The sequence below is a fragment of the Streptosporangium sp. NPDC051022 genome, assembly GCF_040683035.1.
Taxonomy (GTDB): domain Bacteria; phylum Actinomycetota; class Actinomycetes; order Streptosporangiales; family Streptosporangiaceae; genus Streptosporangium.
Genome location: NZ_JBFBCF010000003.1, coordinates 437,651 through 452,497 on the forward strand (window position 1 = coordinate 437,651; position 14,847 = coordinate 452,497).

At 70.5% G+C, this 14,847-nt stretch carries 14 protein-coding genes; 10 read left to right on the forward strand and 4 right to left on the reverse strand.

Annotation, left to right across the window (positions count from 1 at the left end; all coding sequences use genetic code 11):
* Positions 1–30: 30 nt before the first annotated feature.
* Positions 31–570, reverse strand: coding sequence for a gluconokinase (locus tag AB0N02_RS08625; protein WP_363944039.1), 540 nt, complete (start codon positions 568–570; stop codon positions 31–33).
* A 575-nt stretch (positions 571–1,145) separates the two neighbouring features.
* Between AB0N02_RS08625 and AB0N02_RS08630 the strand changes: the two genes are divergently transcribed.
* From AB0N02_RS08630 to AB0N02_RS08655, 6 genes are all read left to right on the forward strand, one after another.
* Positions 1,146–2,591, forward strand: coding sequence for a glutamine synthetase family protein (locus AB0N02_RS08630; protein WP_363944041.1), 1,446 nt, complete (start codon positions 1,146–1,148; stop codon positions 2,589–2,591).
* 62 nt (positions 2,592–2,653) lie between these two features.
* Positions 2,654–3,382, forward strand: a complete 729-nt coding sequence (locus AB0N02_RS08635) for a 2OG-Fe dioxygenase family protein (RefSeq protein WP_363944043.1) — start codon at positions 2,654–2,656, stop codon at positions 3,380–3,382.
* An 84-nt stretch (positions 3,383–3,466) separates the two neighbouring features.
* Positions 3,467–3,880: an adenosylmethionine decarboxylase gene (speD, locus tag AB0N02_RS08640; protein WP_363944045.1), complete on the forward strand. Its 414-nt coding sequence runs from the start codon at positions 3,467–3,469 to the stop codon at positions 3,878–3,880.
* Between the two features lie 55 nt (positions 3,881–3,935).
* Positions 3,936–4,364: an ester cyclase gene (locus AB0N02_RS08645; RefSeq protein WP_363944047.1), complete on the forward strand. Its 429-nt coding sequence runs from the start codon at positions 3,936–3,938 to the stop codon at positions 4,362–4,364.
* 3 nt (positions 4,365–4,367) lie between these two features.
* On the forward strand, positions 4,368–5,627 hold the full coding sequence (locus AB0N02_RS08650; protein ID WP_363944049.1) for an aminotransferase class V-fold PLP-dependent enzyme: 1,260 nt from the start codon (positions 4,368–4,370) through the stop codon (positions 5,625–5,627).
* Positions 5,628–5,699: 72 nt separating this feature from the next.
* Positions 5,700–6,647 carry a DMT family transporter gene (locus AB0N02_RS08655; protein WP_363944050.1) on the forward strand — a complete coding sequence of 316 codons (948 nt, stop codon included), beginning with the start codon at positions 5,700–5,702 and terminating at the stop codon, positions 6,645–6,647.
* 107 nt (positions 6,648–6,754) lie between these two features.
* Here the strand turns inward: AB0N02_RS08655 and AB0N02_RS08660 are convergent, their stop codons facing one another.
* Positions 6,755–7,732 (reverse strand): helix-turn-helix transcriptional regulator, encoded by a 978-nt coding sequence (locus tag AB0N02_RS08660; protein WP_363944052.1) that lies wholly within the window; start codon positions 7,730–7,732, stop codon positions 6,755–6,757.
* A gap of 680 nt (positions 7,733–8,412) precedes the next feature.
* Positions 8,413–9,390, reverse strand: coding sequence for an aldo/keto reductase (locus tag AB0N02_RS08665; RefSeq protein WP_363944054.1), 978 nt, complete (start codon positions 9,388–9,390; stop codon positions 8,413–8,415).
* 121 nt (positions 9,391–9,511) lie between these two features.
* On the opposite strand from AB0N02_RS08665, the gene AB0N02_RS08670 reads away from it, so the two are divergent.
* On the forward strand, positions 9,512–10,192 hold the full coding sequence (locus AB0N02_RS08670; protein WP_363944056.1) for an MOSC domain-containing protein: 681 nt from the start codon (positions 9,512–9,514) through the stop codon (positions 10,190–10,192).
* A 45-nt stretch (positions 10,193–10,237) separates the two neighbouring features.
* Positions 10,238–11,176: an MBL fold metallo-hydrolase gene (locus tag AB0N02_RS08675; RefSeq protein WP_363944058.1), complete on the forward strand. Its 939-nt coding sequence runs from the start codon at positions 10,238–10,240 to the stop codon at positions 11,174–11,176.
* 50 nt (positions 11,177–11,226) lie between these two features.
* On the opposite strand, the gene AB0N02_RS08680 is transcribed toward AB0N02_RS08675, so the two are convergent.
* Positions 11,227–11,916: an SDR family NAD(P)-dependent oxidoreductase gene (locus tag AB0N02_RS08680; RefSeq protein WP_363944059.1), complete on the reverse strand. Its 690-nt coding sequence runs from the start codon at positions 11,914–11,916 to the stop codon at positions 11,227–11,229.
* A 199-nt stretch (positions 11,917–12,115) separates the two neighbouring features.
* Between AB0N02_RS08680 and AB0N02_RS08685 the strand changes: the two genes are divergently transcribed.
* Both AB0N02_RS08685 and AB0N02_RS08690 read left to right on the forward strand, forming a co-directional pair.
* Positions 12,116–13,549 (forward strand): glutamate--cysteine ligase, encoded by a 1,434-nt coding sequence (locus AB0N02_RS08685; RefSeq protein WP_363944061.1) that lies wholly within the window; start codon positions 12,116–12,118, stop codon positions 13,547–13,549.
* A gap of 198 nt (positions 13,550–13,747) precedes the next feature.
* Positions 13,748–14,827 carry a hypothetical protein gene (locus AB0N02_RS08690; RefSeq protein ID WP_363944063.1) on the forward strand — a complete coding sequence of 360 codons (1,080 nt, stop codon included), beginning with the start codon at positions 13,748–13,750 and terminating at the stop codon, positions 14,825–14,827.
* Positions 14,828–14,847: the final 20 nt, after the last annotated feature.

The window sequence follows — 14,847 nt, forward strand, 5'->3', positions numbered from 1 at the left end:
TCCGGGACTTCGCCGGGCGATGTTCCGTGCTCAGCGGGACGTGCCCGAGGAGGCGGCCGGGCGGATCGCGGCCAGGCAGGCGTCCACCAGCTCGCCGACGGGCCTGTTCAGATCCACCGCCACGCCGTGCTCGTCCGGCCCCAGCGGTTCGAGGGTCTCCAGCTGCGAGGCGATGAGGGACTCCGGCATGAAGTGCCCGGACCTGCCGGCCACCCGCGCCCTGATGACCTCGGGATCGCCGTGCAGGTGGACGAAGAACACCGTGGGCGCGGCCTCACGCAGGACGTCGCGGTAGGCGCGCCTGAGCGCCGAGCAGCTCATCACCCCGCCGGTGCCGCGGTGCTCGCCGAGCCAGGCGCCGACGGCGCGCAGCCACGGCAGCCGGTCGGCGTCGCCGAGGGCGACGCCCGCCGCCATCTTCTCGAGGTTGGCGCCGCTGTGGAAGTCGTCGGCGTCGGCGAACGGTATCCCGAGCCTGCGCCCGAGGGCGCGTCCGACGGTGCTCTTGCCCGATCCGGCCACGCCCATGACGACGAGGAGAGGTGCGGGGGAGGGAGCGCTCACACTCATGGATTCCGGCCTTTCGGTCGTGTCTTCCGCGGGCGCACGGGGAGGCGCCCCGCGCTCCGGAGGAGAACTACCCCGCGCGGAGGCCGGTAACGTGGCCGGCCCGGACCCCGCGGAGGCCGTCGAGCACGAGGGGCGAAGGTCAGCCAGGGGGTGCCGGGACGGCCGGTCGCGGCGTGTCCCGTTTCCGGCGGGGAGGCCATGGGCGGGTTGCCTTCGGACAGGGGCCGCTCTCCTCTGCGCTCGGTCAAAGGTACGGCTGGACGGGGGAAGGGGGACGGCCCGGCGGATTCGGCGGCGACCTGGGGCGGAACCCGTGGATCGGGCCGCGGGTCCATGCCGGGGCGAACGCTTTCGGCCGCGGGCCGCAACAAGTTCCGCCGCAGGAAGTTGCAACCCGTGCTCCTTGACGCGGATTCGAGTTCTGACATTCGATGTTGACTACGTGAAAATGGTTATTTTCCGGGTGTTCCGGTCATGGAGAACATCTCATTGTGCCGGAGAGACGGGAACCCCTGACCGGATAACGTCCGGGTCGCTCTCCGGAACTGAAACCTCACGCCTCGGAAAGGGCGCCGATGACGGACATCGATGACTTTCTGGACAGAACAGGAAGGCCGGATGATGTCGCACATGTCCGCAAACTGATCGACACCCTCGATATCGAATACATCTATGTGCAGTACGTGACGGTGACGGGCAGGGTGGTCGGCAAGGGCATGCCGGCGGCGCACTGGGAGCGGGTGGCCGAGTCCGGAGTGCAGCTCGTCTACGGTTCGACCGCGAACGTCTCGGCCGGGCGCACCGGACGTTACCTGGGCTACGGCCCGGAGTCCTCCGAGCTGGTCGCCGTCCCCGAACCCGACACCTTCGCGCAGCTCCCCTGGGACGGCCGGGTGGCCAGGGTCTTCGCCAGGCTCTTCCGCAACCGGCAGGAGGAACTCGAACCGGGGGCCTCGCTCACCTCCGACTGCCGGGGCAACCTGGCCCGGATCATGGCCGACTTCGAGGACGCGCACGGACTCGAACTGCGGATCGGAACCGAGCCGGAGATGATGTGGCTGCGCCGCGACGGCGCGGAACTGGTGGGCGCCACCAAGCCCTACTGCTACCACATCGACCAGTTCGAGGAACTGCGCGAGGTGATGCTCAGGGTGATCCGGTACGCGCACGCGATGGGCCTGGACATGATCCAGGGCGACCACGAGGACGCGCCCGGTCAGCTGGAGCTGAACTTCGCCTTCGACCAGCCGCTCCGCAACGCGGACAGACTGATCACCTACCGCCAGATCTGCAGGCAGGTGGCCCGCGAGTTCGATCTGGTCGCGTGCTTCATGACGAAGCCCTTCATGGGCCTGTCGGCCTCCGGCTGTCATCACAACTTCTCCCTCTGGAGGGGCGGTGAGGACGTTCCGCTCGCCGGGTTCCCGGACATCGCCGGGAGGAACGTGGGCGGTCACCGCCGGGGCGGCCGGAACCTCCTACCCCGGGCGGACGGCGGCGGACTGAGCGAGGAGGCGCTGTACGCGCTGGGCGGAGTGCTCGCGCATCTACCGGCCCTGACCGCTCTCGGCTCCTCCACGGTCAACTCCTACCGCCGCATGTGGGACAGCGGGCTCTGGGCGCCTTTCACCCGGGCGTGGGGCTACCAGAACCGGACGTGTGCTCTGCGGGTGTCCGCGCCGGACCGGATCGAGTACCGGGCCGTCGACTCGATGGTGAACCCCTACCTGATGGCGGCCGGGCTGCTGGCCGCGGTCGGCGACGGCCTCCGGAACCGGTTGCCCGCCGGTGAGCCGACCTCGGCCAACACCTACGAGCAGGCCGGTGCCCCGGGAGCCGATCCGCTGCCGATGAACCTCGGCGACGCGCTGGCCGCCCTCCACGACGACGCGCTCGTGCGCTCCGCCCTTCACGGTGATCTCTATTCCGTGTTCCGTGACCACAAGAAAGACGAATGGGAACGCTTCCTGGCGACGACCACCTCGTGGGACTTCGACACCTACCTCGACTATGTGCCGTGACCGGCGAATCCGGATGGGCTTGCTTCCCGTCCGGGCAACGAGACGGACAATGAGGATGGAAGATGACAAAAACCACTAAGCTCTTCGGTCCACTCTCCCCCGAACGTTTCACAGACGACCCGGTCACTCTTCTGCAGGGCCGTACGGCCGAATTCGACGGACGCCTGGAGGCGGGTCTGCGCGAACTCCGCGAGGACTTCGAGGACCTTCCCGACGATCTCTGGCTCAAGACCGACTACATCTTCCGGCAGCGCAGGTTCAGCCTGTTCAAGGCGGACACGGTCACGCGCCGTGCCGAGCCGCTCGAAAGCAGGCCGTTCTACCAGAGCACTGACCTCAACCCCTACGCCGGCGGCGTCGATCGGACCTTCGCCCCGCTCGACGGGCGGACCGTCGCCAACCCGTTTCTCCACCAGCTCATCTGGGACGTCCTCGACGTCCTGCCGCCCGGCCGGACGGCGGCGGCCAGGGACTGGGAGGTCGGCGTCCATCTCATGCGGATCCTGGCCCGCCCCGGCGAGCCGGGCTATCCGGCCCCGGAGGGAATGCACCACGACGGGCACGCCTTCACCTCGATCACGCTCGTCAACCGGGTCTCGGTCGAGGGCGGACGCAGCCTGTTCGCCACCCTCGACGGCACCGTCTACCGGGAACTGGAACTCAGGACGCCTGTCGACACCGTCGTCTTCGAGGATCCCCGCTGCCTTCACGACGTGACGCCGGTGACGGTGTCCGGCGGGGCCGAAAGGGCCAGCCGGGACGTCTGCGGCTTCTCCCTGAACCCCCTCTGACCCGGCGCGACCCCTCTGACCTGACGCTCCCCGGCTCCACCCCCTCGGGGGAAACGACCACGAACTCCTCAAGGAGGATCCTTGATGTCGCACGTCTCGGCGGATCCACGTCCCCCGGACGAAGCAGCCGGCACCCACATCCTGGTCGACCTGATCGGCGCCAGCAGGATCGACGACCCCCGCCATGTCGAAGAGGTGCTCCGTGAGTGCACGGCGGCGGCGGGCGCCTCACTCCTCTACGTCTACGTGCACCATTTCAACCGTGGCGAGGGGGTCTCCGGAGTCGCCGTACTGGCCGAGTCGCACATCAGCATCCACAGCTGGCCCGAGTACCGGTTCGCCGCCATCGACCTGTTCATGTGCGGTTCCGCGCAACCCGGCAAGGCGCTCCCCGTCCTTGAGGCGGGTTTCCGGCCCGCCAGGATGGTCACCTGCGGCTTCGAACGCGGAATGGGCGGCCTGCGACCGGTGGTCCTCGACTCACCCGACCTTTTCTGAACGGCACCGGGAGCCCGTGAGCGTCCCCGGAACGTCCCCGAGAGGAGCAAGGCACGTGACGTACTCTGTGTCCTCGGCGCAGCGCAGCCTGATGCGGCACGTCTACGAGGACATCTGGATCGGCGAGCTCTGGAACCTCGGAGATCCGGCGGGCGGCCGGGTGATCGCCGGGCATTTCGTCGACCACCGGCCGATCGACGCCTTTCCGAACTCCAGGGAGGGCCACATCGCCATGGCCCTGGACTGGCACCAGGCCTTTCCCGACTACCGGTTCGTGATCGAGGACGTGATCGTGGAGGGCGACAGGCTGGTGGCCCGGTACACCTCATCGGGCACCCACCTGGGGACGCTGTCCGGGATCGCCGCGACCGGCCGCAAGGTGTCGCTCACCGGGATCGACATCATGCGGTTCGACGGGGAGCGCCTCGCCGAATGGTGGCACAACGAGGACATGTTCGGCATGATGCAGCAGATCACGGACTGACCGATGCCGGTTCTCGAAAGGTCCTTCTTCGAGGCCCTGGACCGGGCCGACCCGCTCGGCGGGTTCCGGGCCAGGTTCGACCTTCCCGGCGACCGCGTCTTCCTCAACGGGAACTCGCTGGGCGCGCCTCCCGCGAGCACCCTGGAACGGCTCCGCACGGTCGTCGGCCGGAACTGGCGCGACGACATGAACTCCGCCTGGTGGAAACACGGCTGGCTCGACCTGCCGCGCACGGTGGGAGACCGCGTCGGCGGGCTCGTCGGCGCCGCCCCCGGGCAGGTCGTGGTCGGCGAGTCCACCTCGGTCAACCTCTTCAAACTGCTCTGCGGCGCGCTGGGGGGCGGGACCCGGCGAACCGTCCTCACCGATTCCGGCAACTTCCCGAGCGACCTGTACGTCGCCGACGGAGTCGTCTCCCACGTCCGCCCGGACGCCCGGATCCGGCGGGTCGGCGCCTCGGAGATCCTCGACGCCCTCGACGACGACGTGGCCGTGGTCATGCTGAGCCACGTCGACTACCGGACGGCCGAGATCCTTCCGATGCAGGAGATCAACGAGCGGGCGCACGCGGCGGGCGCCCTCACCCTGTGGGATCTGTCGCACAGCGCGGGCGTGGTGCCGCTGGCCCTGGACGCCGACGGTACGGACCTGGCCGTCGGGTGCGGCTACAAGTATCTCAACGGCGGCCCCGGAGCACCCGGGTACATGTACGTCGCCGCGCGCCTGCTCCCGGGCTTCCGGCAGCCGATAACCGGCTGGCTGGGCCACGCCGATCCGTTCGCCTTCGAACCGGAGTACCGCCCCGCCCCGGACGTGACACGCCTGACCACGGGATGTCCGCCGCTGCTCAGTCTCGTCGCGCTCGACGAGGGGGTGGCGCTCACCGCCGAGGCCGACCCGCGCCTGGTGCGGGAGAAGTCGAGCGCGCTCACCGGCCGGCTCGTCGAGCTGGCGGCCGAACGACTGGCCCGGTTCTCGGTCGAGGTGCTGAGCCCGGTCGAGCCGGACCGGCGCGGCGGGCATGTGGCGCTCCGGCACCCGGAGGCGGAGCGGCTCACACGTGACCTGGCCGCCGACGGTTTCGCGGCCGAGTTCCGGTCACCCGAACTCATCCGCATGGGGTTGTCTCCGCTGTTCAACCGCTACGTGGACGTCTGGGACACCGTCACGGCCCTGGAACGGCTGCTGGGCGCCGGCCCCCGGGTTCCGGCGCGCGAAGGCGCCACGGGCGAGCCCGCCCGTGGCGGCGGCGGACGGCGATGAGACAGGATGGTCGGGGCCGGGGCCGAGCGGCCGCCGGTGAGACCGGCTGAGACCGGCGAGACAGGGGGAAAGATGCGACTGGGCGGCCTGGCGGACAGGTTGTACGGATCCGCGGTCCCGCTCCTGTGCCTCGCCGTGCTCGGCTGGTCGGGCAACTTCATCGTCGGGCGGCTCGTCCACGACTCCATCCCGCCCGCGACCCTGGCCTTCCTGCGCTGGCTGACGGCCTTCCTGGTCCTGCTGCCCTTCGGGTGGGCCGGGCTCAGGCAGGATCGGGGGACCCTGCTGCGGCACCGATGGATGGTGCTGCTGTTGTCGATCTCCGGGGTCGCCGCCTACAACACGCTCATCTACACCGGGCTCGGGACCACCACGGCGGTCAACGCCCTGCTCATGCAGTCGGTCATGCCGCTGCTCATCGTCGTGTTCGCGTTCGCGCTGTTCCGTGAACGGCCGAACGCCGGTCAGCTGGCGGGGCTGGCCGTCTCACTGGCCGGAGTCTGGCTCGTGGTCACCCGGGGACATCCGTTCGGCTCCGGCGGCCTGAGACTGGGCCAGGGCGACGCCTGGGTGTTCGTCGCGGTGGTGAGCTACGCCTTCTACACCGCGCTGCTGCGCCGCAGACCCCGGGTCGGCCCGCTGAGCCTGCTGACCGTCACCTTCGGGATCGGCGCGCTCATGCTGCTCCCTCTGGCCGCGGCCGAGGCCGCCACCGGGCACGTCGTCCACGTCACCCCGGGGGCCGTCGTCGCCGTGGCCTACGTCGCGCTGATCCCCTCGATCCTGTCCTACTTCTGCTACAACCGCGGCGTCGAACTCACCGGCGGGGCCCACGCGGGGCAGTTCCTCCACCTGATGCCGGTCTTCGGCGCGGTCCTGGCCTTCTTCACCCTCGGCGAGCGCATCCAGGGCTTCCACCTGGCCGCCGCCGCGGTGATCGCCGCGGGCATCGTGCTGGCGACCGTCCGCCGTACCGGGCGGGCCACCGGTCATCCCGCCGCGTCGCACTCCACCGGGTAGGATCCGGCGGCCCCGGCCGGAGACGCCTGCCCGGCGGAGCGGCGGAGCGGCGGAGCGGCGGAGCGGCGGAGCGGTGGAACGGCGGAGCGGCGGAGCGGACGACGGCCTCATCGGCGCCGGGGGAGGTCTCCGGCCAGGCCCGCCCGGGCCGCGTGGACACCGGCCTGGAAGCGGCTCCTGGCGCTGAGCACCTTCATGATCTGTGCGATGTGCTCCCGGCAGGTGCGGAGGGAGACGCCGAGATTGCGGGAGACCACCTCGTCCTTCTCGCCCTGGGCCAGCAGCCGCACGATGTCACGCGCGAGGTCCCCGTCGATGAACTCGGGCGCCTTGTCGGCCGGGGGCACCGGGGTGCTCGCCGACCAGTGAAAACGGTGCTGCGCCCGGAAGTACTCGACCAGGGCGGGAGCCCGCGTCATGACCATGCCGCCTCCGGTCACCGGGTTCGACGGGAAGAAGACCACGTCGTCGTAGATGGCGAAACGGCTGGGAAACGGGCTGCCGCCGCGGATCTCGGCGCCCAGTTCACGGGCGGCGTCGAGGTACCAGGCCAGGCGCGGGCTGGCGATGAGGGAGTGCTGCCAGACGATCTTCATCTGAGCGCCTCGCGCGAGGGCCTTGAAGTCCCGCTCGGCCGAGACCTTCAGGGTGCGCTGGGAGGGGACACCATGGGTGCAGACCATCAGCACCTCGCCGGTGCACTGCTCGGCGGCGGTGGACAGGTGCACCTCGACGGTCTCGGCGGTGCCCAGCACCTCGAGGTCGGATCCGTTCCGGGCACCGGAGAGCCGCCGGTACTCCGTACGCAGCTCCTTGAGCCGGTGACGGAGCCTGGAGATCTCGGCACCGCGACGGAGCAGGTCCGCCTCGGCGGGATCCAGGACCTCGGCGATCGTGATCGCCGGATCCCTCGGCAGCAGCCTTCCGGGTCGTTCGGGACAGGGGTGCAGGAGACCGAGCCTTCTCAGCCGCCCGAGGAGGCCGGCGGTCCGCACGTCCTTCACCTCGTCGAGGTCGGCGAAGCCTCTGCGGAGGATCGTCCGGTAGAGCTCGAACGAGGATTCGTCGAGATCCGGTGCAGTCACGTGAGGTCGACACCCCCTGGGACAGGAACGCGGACGGGTCACCCGGTCGCCCCTCGTGTCACCGCGACAGGCGGAGCGGCGCGCCCGGCGGGCACGGCCGCACGCGCACAAGAGGCGTGTGTTACGGCGATTTCGCATTCACGGCCGATCGCCTCGCGTGAAATTCACGCGTGACGTCTCATAGGAAAAGCGACAAAGCGCTAGAAAGTTATCCTACTGTGACGGCAATCCGAGTCAAGGGTGCTGTCTGTATGATGAGACGCGATAGCGGGATGCAGCGGGATAAAGTCTCCGAACCTCTTTTGTCTGGATGTGATGTGGCTTTCCCGAAGGCGTCTTCGAGGTGAAATCACAGGTGGCGCTCTGCGTCATGCTCCGCGGAGCGGGAAACGCCCGCGACGGTGATCCTCGTGATTCCTTGTATCGGGCCTGCTTTATAAGGTCCGCGCCCCGGCCGTATGGTCCGAATTCGGCAGTGCGACGGCGGGACGGAGAACGGTCCTCGCATCCGGCGGCCAACGGGCACGGCAGGCGGGAATCCGTCGTTTCCGGGGCGGCGGGTGCCCGCAGGTGGGAGCCGCGACGGCCGCTCCCGCCCGTGGGGGGCGGCGCTCGGCCCGGTCGTCATGACCGGGGAGCGGGCGGGAGGAGGCGTCCCGCGGCGGGCCAGGCGGGCGCCGTCAGTGAACGACGACCCGGGGACGGTACGGCTCGGTGAGGAAGGCGACCTCCTTGTCCGTCAGCGCCAGGTCCAGCGCGGCGACGGCGTCGTCCACGTGCCCGGTCCTGGTCGCGCCGATGATCGGCGCGGACACGCCCGGCTGTCGCAGCACCCACGACAGCGCCACCTGTGCCGGGGGCGCCTCGCGCTCCCCGGCCACCTGGGCGACCCGGTCGAGGATCTGACGGTTGTTGTCGGCGTCGCCGTACAGGGCGTTCATGCGGTCGCTGTCGCTCTCGGCGCGGACGCTCGCCTCGTCCGAGCCCGCGCGGGCGAGCAGACCTCTGGCCAGCGGGCTCCACGGGATCAGGCCGACCCCCTGGTCGGCGCAGAGCGGGATCATCTCCCGCTCCTCCTCGCGGTAGAGCAGGTTGTAATGGGGTTGCATCACCACGAACTTGGTCCAACCGTTGATCTCGGCCACGTGCTGGGCCTTGGCGAACTGCCAGGCGCTCATGCTGGAGGCGCCGATGTAGAGGGCCTTGCCCGCGCGGACCGCGTCGTGCAGGGCCAGCATGGTCTCCTCGATCGGGGTCTCGGGGTCCCAGCGGTGGATCTGGTAGAGGTCCACGTGGTCGACGCCCAGGCGGCGCAGCGAGTTGTCGATGGCGGAGGTGATGTGCTTGCGTGACAGGCCGCGGTCGTTGACCCCCTCGCCCATCGGCAGGAAGACCTTGGTGGCCAGCACGTAGTCGTCCCGGCCGGGGAAGATCGCGCGCAGCAGTCGCCCGGTGATCTCCTCACTCCTGCCGCCCGAGTAGGCGTCCGCGGTGTCGAAGAACGTCACCCCGGCCTCGGCGGCGTGGCGCACGATCGGCTCCGCCCGGGCCTCGTCGAGAACCCACTCGCCCCACCGGCTGGGATCGCCGTAGCTCATCATGCCCAGGCAGATCTTCGACACTTTCATGCCGGTTGATCCAAGGCGCACATATTCCATGATGAAACCTCCAAATAAGGATGACCGAAACCCAGCCTAGGGTGGGAGGTCCGGACCGGGGGCTCCCCCTCCCCGCTCCGGTCCGCGCCGCGGTCACGCCGCGTTCAATAAGCTGTCAGGCATGGCTCAGCTGCTTTCCGTCAACCTCGCCCATCCCCACTCCGCCGACTACACCGCCGCCAGCTTCACCGGCATCGACAAACGTCCCGCACCGGGGAGGGTGGCCGTGTTCGCGCCGGGCTCGATCGGTACGGCGGGCAGCGGCGTCGCCGGGGACGCGATCGGCGACCTGCGCGATCACGGCGGCGACGACCAGGCGGTCTACGCCTTCGCACGTGAGGATCTCGACTTCTGGGAGCGGGAGCTGGGGCGCGCGCTGTCCAACGGGATCTTCGGGGAGAACCTCACCACCTCCGGTCTCGACGTCGGCGGCGCACTGATCGGCGAGCGCTGGCGGATCGGGGAGGGCGTGGTGCTGGAGGTCACCTCGGCGCGCATTCCGTGCCGCACGTTCGCGGGCTGGCTCGGTGAGCAGGGCTGGGTGAAGCGCTTCACCCAGGCCGCGCGGCCCGGCGCCTACCTCAGGGTCGTCGAGCCGGGCGAGATCGGGGCCGGCGACGGTGTCGAGGTCGTCTTCCGTCCCGCCCACGAGGTGACGGTCGAGCTGCTGTTCCGCGCGCTGACGACCGAGGCGGAGCTGCTGCCGCGGGTGCTCGACGCCGGTGACGCGCTCAACCGGGTCTCCGCCGAGAAGGTGCACAGGCGCCTGGAGGCGGGGGCCGGCTCATCCCGGTCGTCGTGACCGGGACCGCGACGAAGATCCCCTCCAGGCCCGACAATTCCAGGTATGAGCTCATCGAAGCATGACCATGCCCTGCCGCCGGGCCGGGTGGAAGAGGTCGCCGACGGCGTCTACGCCTACATCCAGCCGGACGGGAGCTGGTGGATCAACAACACCGGGTTCCTCGTCGGCGGGCGCGGTGTGATCAGTGTGGACTCCTGCTCGACCGAGCGCCGCACCCTGGCCTACCGCGAGGCGATCAGGTCGGTCACCGACCGGCCGATCACGACGCTGATCAACACCCATCACCACGGCGACCACACCTTCGGCAACTTCCTGTTCCCCGAGGCGACGATCGTCGGTCACGAGCGGACCCGCGCGATGGTCCTCGCCGAGGGGATCCCGGACTACCGCACGATGGCCTGGACCGAGGCCGACTGGGGCGACCTGCGGGCGTGCCCGCCGTTCCTCACCTACACCGACGGGGTGACCGTCCACTCCGACGAGCTGCGCTGCGAGGTCCGGCACATCGGCGTCCCGGCGCACACGACCAACGACTCGATCGTCTGGATCCCGGAGCGGTCGCTGCTGTTCGCCGGTGACCTGGTGTTCAACGGCGGCACGCCGTTCGTGATGATGGGCTCGGTGCGGGGCTCGATCGAGGCGCTCGACCGGCTCAGGGAGCTGAACGCCGAGACGATCGTCCCCGGGCACGGCGGGGTCTGCGGGCCCGAGGTCATCGACCACGTGCAGGGCTACCTGCGCTTCGTGCTGGCCACCGCCGAGCGCGGCCGGGCGGCGGGTCTGTCACCGCTGGAGACCGCGCGCGAGACCGACCTCGGCGAGTACGGCGACCTGCTCGACCCCGAGCGCATCGTCGGCAACCTGCACCGGGCCTACGCCGAGCTGGACGGGCTGGCCCCGGGGGAGCCGATCGACCTGGTCACCGCGATACTCGAGATGATCGACTACAACGGGGGCAAGCGGCTGACCTGCCTGGCCTGACCCGTCCGGCCCGCGGCTCACCCGAACCGCGAGCCGTCCGGCCCGTCCGGCTACCAGGGGAGCGGGCCCTCCTCCGAGCTGAACGTGCCGGTCGGGCCCCCGGCGCCGAGGGTCGCCATCCGCACGGCCACCGCCGCGCCCTCGGCGGCCGTGCGGGTGCCGGTGTGACCGGTCAGGTCGGTGGCGCAGTGGCCGGGGTCGACGGCGTTGACCAGGATCCCCGCCCCCTCCAGCTCGTTGGCGTAGAGCACGGTGATCGCGTTGAGCGCGCTCTTGGCCGAGTTGTAGGCCAGCATCGCCCACTCGGTGTTGAGCGGCTCGCGTGCGGCGGTGAGAGAGAGGGAGGCCAGCCGCGTCGTCATGTTGACGACCCTCCCCTCACCGGATGCCCGCAGCAGCGGGATCATCGCGTGGGTGATCGTGACGACCCCGAAGACGCCGACCTCGTAGGTGGCCCGCATGTGCGCCGCGGTCGCCTCGGCCGGCGGTACCCCGAAGTCACCGCAGACCGCGGCGTTGTTGACCAGTACGTCGAGCCGCCCGAACTCCTCCCCGATGAGCTTGGCGGCGTTCGCGGCCGCCACCTGGTCGGTGACGTCGAGCGGCAGCGGACGGCTGCCTTCCGGAGCGTGGCCCTCGTCGCGGACCCCGGCGAAAACGGTCATCCCATGCCCGGCGAGCTGCCGGGCGATCTCCCTGCCGATGCCCCTGCCCGCTCCGGTGACCAGTGCGACCTTCATGTGTTGCCTTTCCTCCGTCTTCCGCTGAGGTCGCACAGTCTGGACGTCGTCTCTTGGAAGTGACCTGCGAACCGGTTGTGCGCCGGTGGACGGGCGATCCGGGATCCTCGCGCGGGGCGCCTTTTGCGCCGCGGGCCGATTAGAACCGTCCAGCCGGGACAGGGGAGGGGCACAGGGATCGACTGATCGGATGGTGCTGATGGGTCAGCAAGTCGACAAGGACCGGTTCTCCGAGGCGGAGTTCGCCCGCTTCGGGGAACGGCTGGCGGAGCAGCTCGACCGGCTGCGCGAGGTGCTCGCCAGGCCGGGCTTCGGTACGGGCCCCGCGACCATCGGGGCCGAGCTGGAGCTGTTCCTCGTCACCCCCGAAGGCAGGCCGCTGCCGCGCAACCACGAGGTGCGCGCGGCGGCGGACGACGACCGGCTCGTGCCGGAACTCGGCCGCTTCAACCTGGAGGTCAACCTGACGCCGCTGCCGATCGCCGGGCGCCCCTTCGGCGGGCTGGTGCGGGAGGTGAACGAGGCGATGGCCATGGTGGACGCGGCGGCGGCCACGCAGGGCGGGCAGGCCGTGGCGATCGGCATCCTGCCCTCCCTGAGCGAGTTCGACTTCACCCACGAGACGCTCAGCGACGAGAGCCGCTACCGCGCGCTGAGCCGGGGTATGCGGAGGCTGCGCGCCGAACCGTTCCGGGTGAGCATCGACGGGGCCGAGCAGCTGGAGCTGGAGGTCGAGGGGGTGATCCTGGAGAGCGCCAACACCTCGTGGCAGGTTCACCTCCGTACGCCCCCCGCCGACTTCGCGCGCGTCTACAACGCCGCCCAGCTGGCCGCCGGTCCGGTCCTGGCGGTGAGCGGCAACTCACCCGGCTTCCTGGGCAGGCGGCTGTGGGAGGAGACCAGGATCGCGCTGTTCGAGGAGGCGGCCGACGACCGCGACGTGGAGCGGCGCGAGCGCAGGGACCGGCGGGTCGCCTTCGGCTCGGGATGGGTGAACGGCCCGGAGGAGATCTTCGAGGCGTGCGTCCGCGACTACGAGCCGGTGCTGCCGATGACCTCGGAGGAGGAGACGTCCGGGGGAGAGAGCCCCGAGCTGGCCGAGCTGCGGCTGCACCAGGGCACGGTGTGGCAGTGGAACCGGCCGGTCTACGACCCGGCGGACGGCGGCCACCTGCGGGTGGAGATGCGGTCGCTGCCCGCGGGGCCGACCGCCGCGGACATGGTGGCCAACAGCGCGTTCCTGCTCGGGCTCACCGCCGCCCTGGCGATCGAGCCGGTGGAGGAGTTCCCCTTCGCCTCGGCCTACCGCAACTTCTACCGCGCCGCGATCCACGGACTGGACGCGCCGCTGGCCTGGCCCGGCCGGGAGGAGGAGGTCCCCGCCGCCCGGCTCGCCCTGGACCTGCTGCCCGTCGCCGCGGCGGGGCTCGAACGGCTCGGCGTGGAGGCGGACGACGCCGGGTGGGCGCTGGAGATCATCCGGGAACGCGTCAGGGCGCGCCGTACCGGGGCCGTCTGGCAGCGGGAGGCCCTCGGCGACCTCGCGGGCGACCCGGCGGCGCGGGCCCGCATGGTGGTCCGCTACCGAGAGCTGGCGCTGACCGGCGAGCCCGTGCACACCTGGCCACGGTGACCGGGCCACTGATCTCCAGGGTGACCGCCCGGTCACGGTGGGGGCCCGGTTGCGACGGCCGGTCAGCGGCCCCCGCCGGCGGTCACGGAGCCGCGATCGCCGGCCGCGGCCACCAAAGTGATCCAACTCCGGGCATACTCATGAACTCCACATCTTGATCCGCCTGCCAGGGCGGTGACCGGAGGAGGAGAATCCCCCATGAGCGCGATGACGGCCACGGCGGTGGAATCGTTCGAGCTGAGGCGCAGCGACGGTGACCTCGCAGCCGGGGTCCAGGCACTGGGGAAACACCTCAAGCGTGTGCCCCTCACCACCGTGCTGGCCCAGGCGAACCGCGTGGCGACCAGGAAGGGCGCGACCGGGGCCGGGGCGTTCGGGACGATGAAGCCGAAGCCGGTCGACTGGTACTGCTTCGACGCCGACGACAACGAGGTCACCGACTGGTACCCCCAGGGCCTGTCCTCCGCCTCGGACGCGGGGATCAGCGGAAACGTGTTCGTGGTCAGCTGGTACTTCAAGCCGACGACCAAACCGGAACGCGGCGTGCGCCTGTCCTTCCTCAACACGGCGACGCTCCGCTACCGGCACGTCCTGCTCGTGACCGCGAGCCCCGGCGGGGACATCTCCCCGATCAACATCCACGCGGGCGGCATCGCCTGGTGCGGCGGCCTGCTGTACGTCGCCGACACCGACCGGGGGCTGCGGGTGTTCGACACCCGTGACATCTTCGAGGTCAACGGGGCGGGCAAGACCACGGTCGGCAGGAGGGGCGGGGTGTACGACGCCTTCGGCTACCGCTACGTGATGCCGCAGAGCGCCGCCTGGACCACGGCCGGAGGCGCCCGCGCCCGGTTCTCCTTCGCGGCCGTCGACCGCGGCCCCGGAACCGGAACCGGAACCGGAACCGGTACCGGTACCGGCGCGCTGATCTCCGGCGAGTACGTGGAGACCCCCGAGGAGTCCGGCCGGGTCGTCCGCTGGCCGATGAACCCCGACGGCTCGCTGCGCGCCGACGCCGCGGGCGTCGCCCGTCCCCTGGACGCCTACCGGCTGCCCGACGTCAGGATCCAGGGGGCGCTCTCCCGCAACGGCACCTGGTACCTCAGCCAGGCGGCGGGCTCGGCCAGGAACGGCACCCTGCTCGTGGTCGGCGACACGGTGGCCAGGCGCCCCTACCCGGTCGGCCCCGAGGACCTCACCTGCCTCCGGGACCGGAACACGCTGTGGAGCGTCACGGAGTTCGCCGGCCGCCGCGTGGTGTACGGCGTCGCCATGTGACCTGACCGCCGCCGGTCAGC

What these genes read in the sequence shown, in the direction of transcription:
- speD (WP_363944045.1), top strand. Translation starts at nt 3,467, where the DNA reads ATGTCGCACGTCTCGGCGGATCCACGTCCCCCGGACGAAGCAGCCGGC.
- AB0N02_RS08675 (WP_363944058.1), top strand. Translation starts at nt 10,238, where the DNA reads ATGAGCTCATCGAAGCATGACCATGCCCTGCCGCCGGGCCGGGTGGAA.
- AB0N02_RS08665 (WP_363944054.1), bottom strand. Translation starts at nt 9,390, where the DNA reads ATGGAATATGTGCGCCTTGGATCAACCGGCATGAAAGTGTCGAAGATC.
- AB0N02_RS08670 (WP_363944056.1), top strand. Translation starts at nt 9,512, where the DNA reads ATGGCTCAGCTGCTTTCCGTCAACCTCGCCCATCCCCACTCCGCCGAC.
- AB0N02_RS08685 (WP_363944061.1), top strand. Translation starts at nt 12,116, where the DNA reads ATGGGTCAGCAAGTCGACAAGGACCGGTTCTCCGAGGCGGAGTTCGCC.
- AB0N02_RS08655 (WP_363944050.1), top strand. Translation starts at nt 5,700, where the DNA reads ATGCGACTGGGCGGCCTGGCGGACAGGTTGTACGGATCCGCGGTCCCG.
- AB0N02_RS08650 (WP_363944049.1), top strand. Translation starts at nt 4,368, where the DNA reads ATGCCGGTTCTCGAAAGGTCCTTCTTCGAGGCCCTGGACCGGGCCGAC.
- AB0N02_RS08630 (WP_363944041.1), top strand. Translation starts at nt 1,146, where the DNA reads ATGACGGACATCGATGACTTTCTGGACAGAACAGGAAGGCCGGATGAT.
- AB0N02_RS08635 (WP_363944043.1), top strand. Translation starts at nt 2,654, where the DNA reads ATGACAAAAACCACTAAGCTCTTCGGTCCACTCTCCCCCGAACGTTTC.
- AB0N02_RS08680 (WP_363944059.1), bottom strand. Translation starts at nt 11,916, where the DNA reads ATGAAGGTCGCACTGGTCACCGGAGCGGGCAGGGGCATCGGCAGGGAG.
- AB0N02_RS08625 (WP_363944039.1), bottom strand. Translation starts at nt 570, where the DNA reads ATGAGTGTGAGCGCTCCCTCCCCCGCACCTCTCCTCGTCGTCATGGGC.
- AB0N02_RS08690 (WP_363944063.1), top strand. Translation starts at nt 13,748, where the DNA reads ATGAGCGCGATGACGGCCACGGCGGTGGAATCGTTCGAGCTGAGGCGC.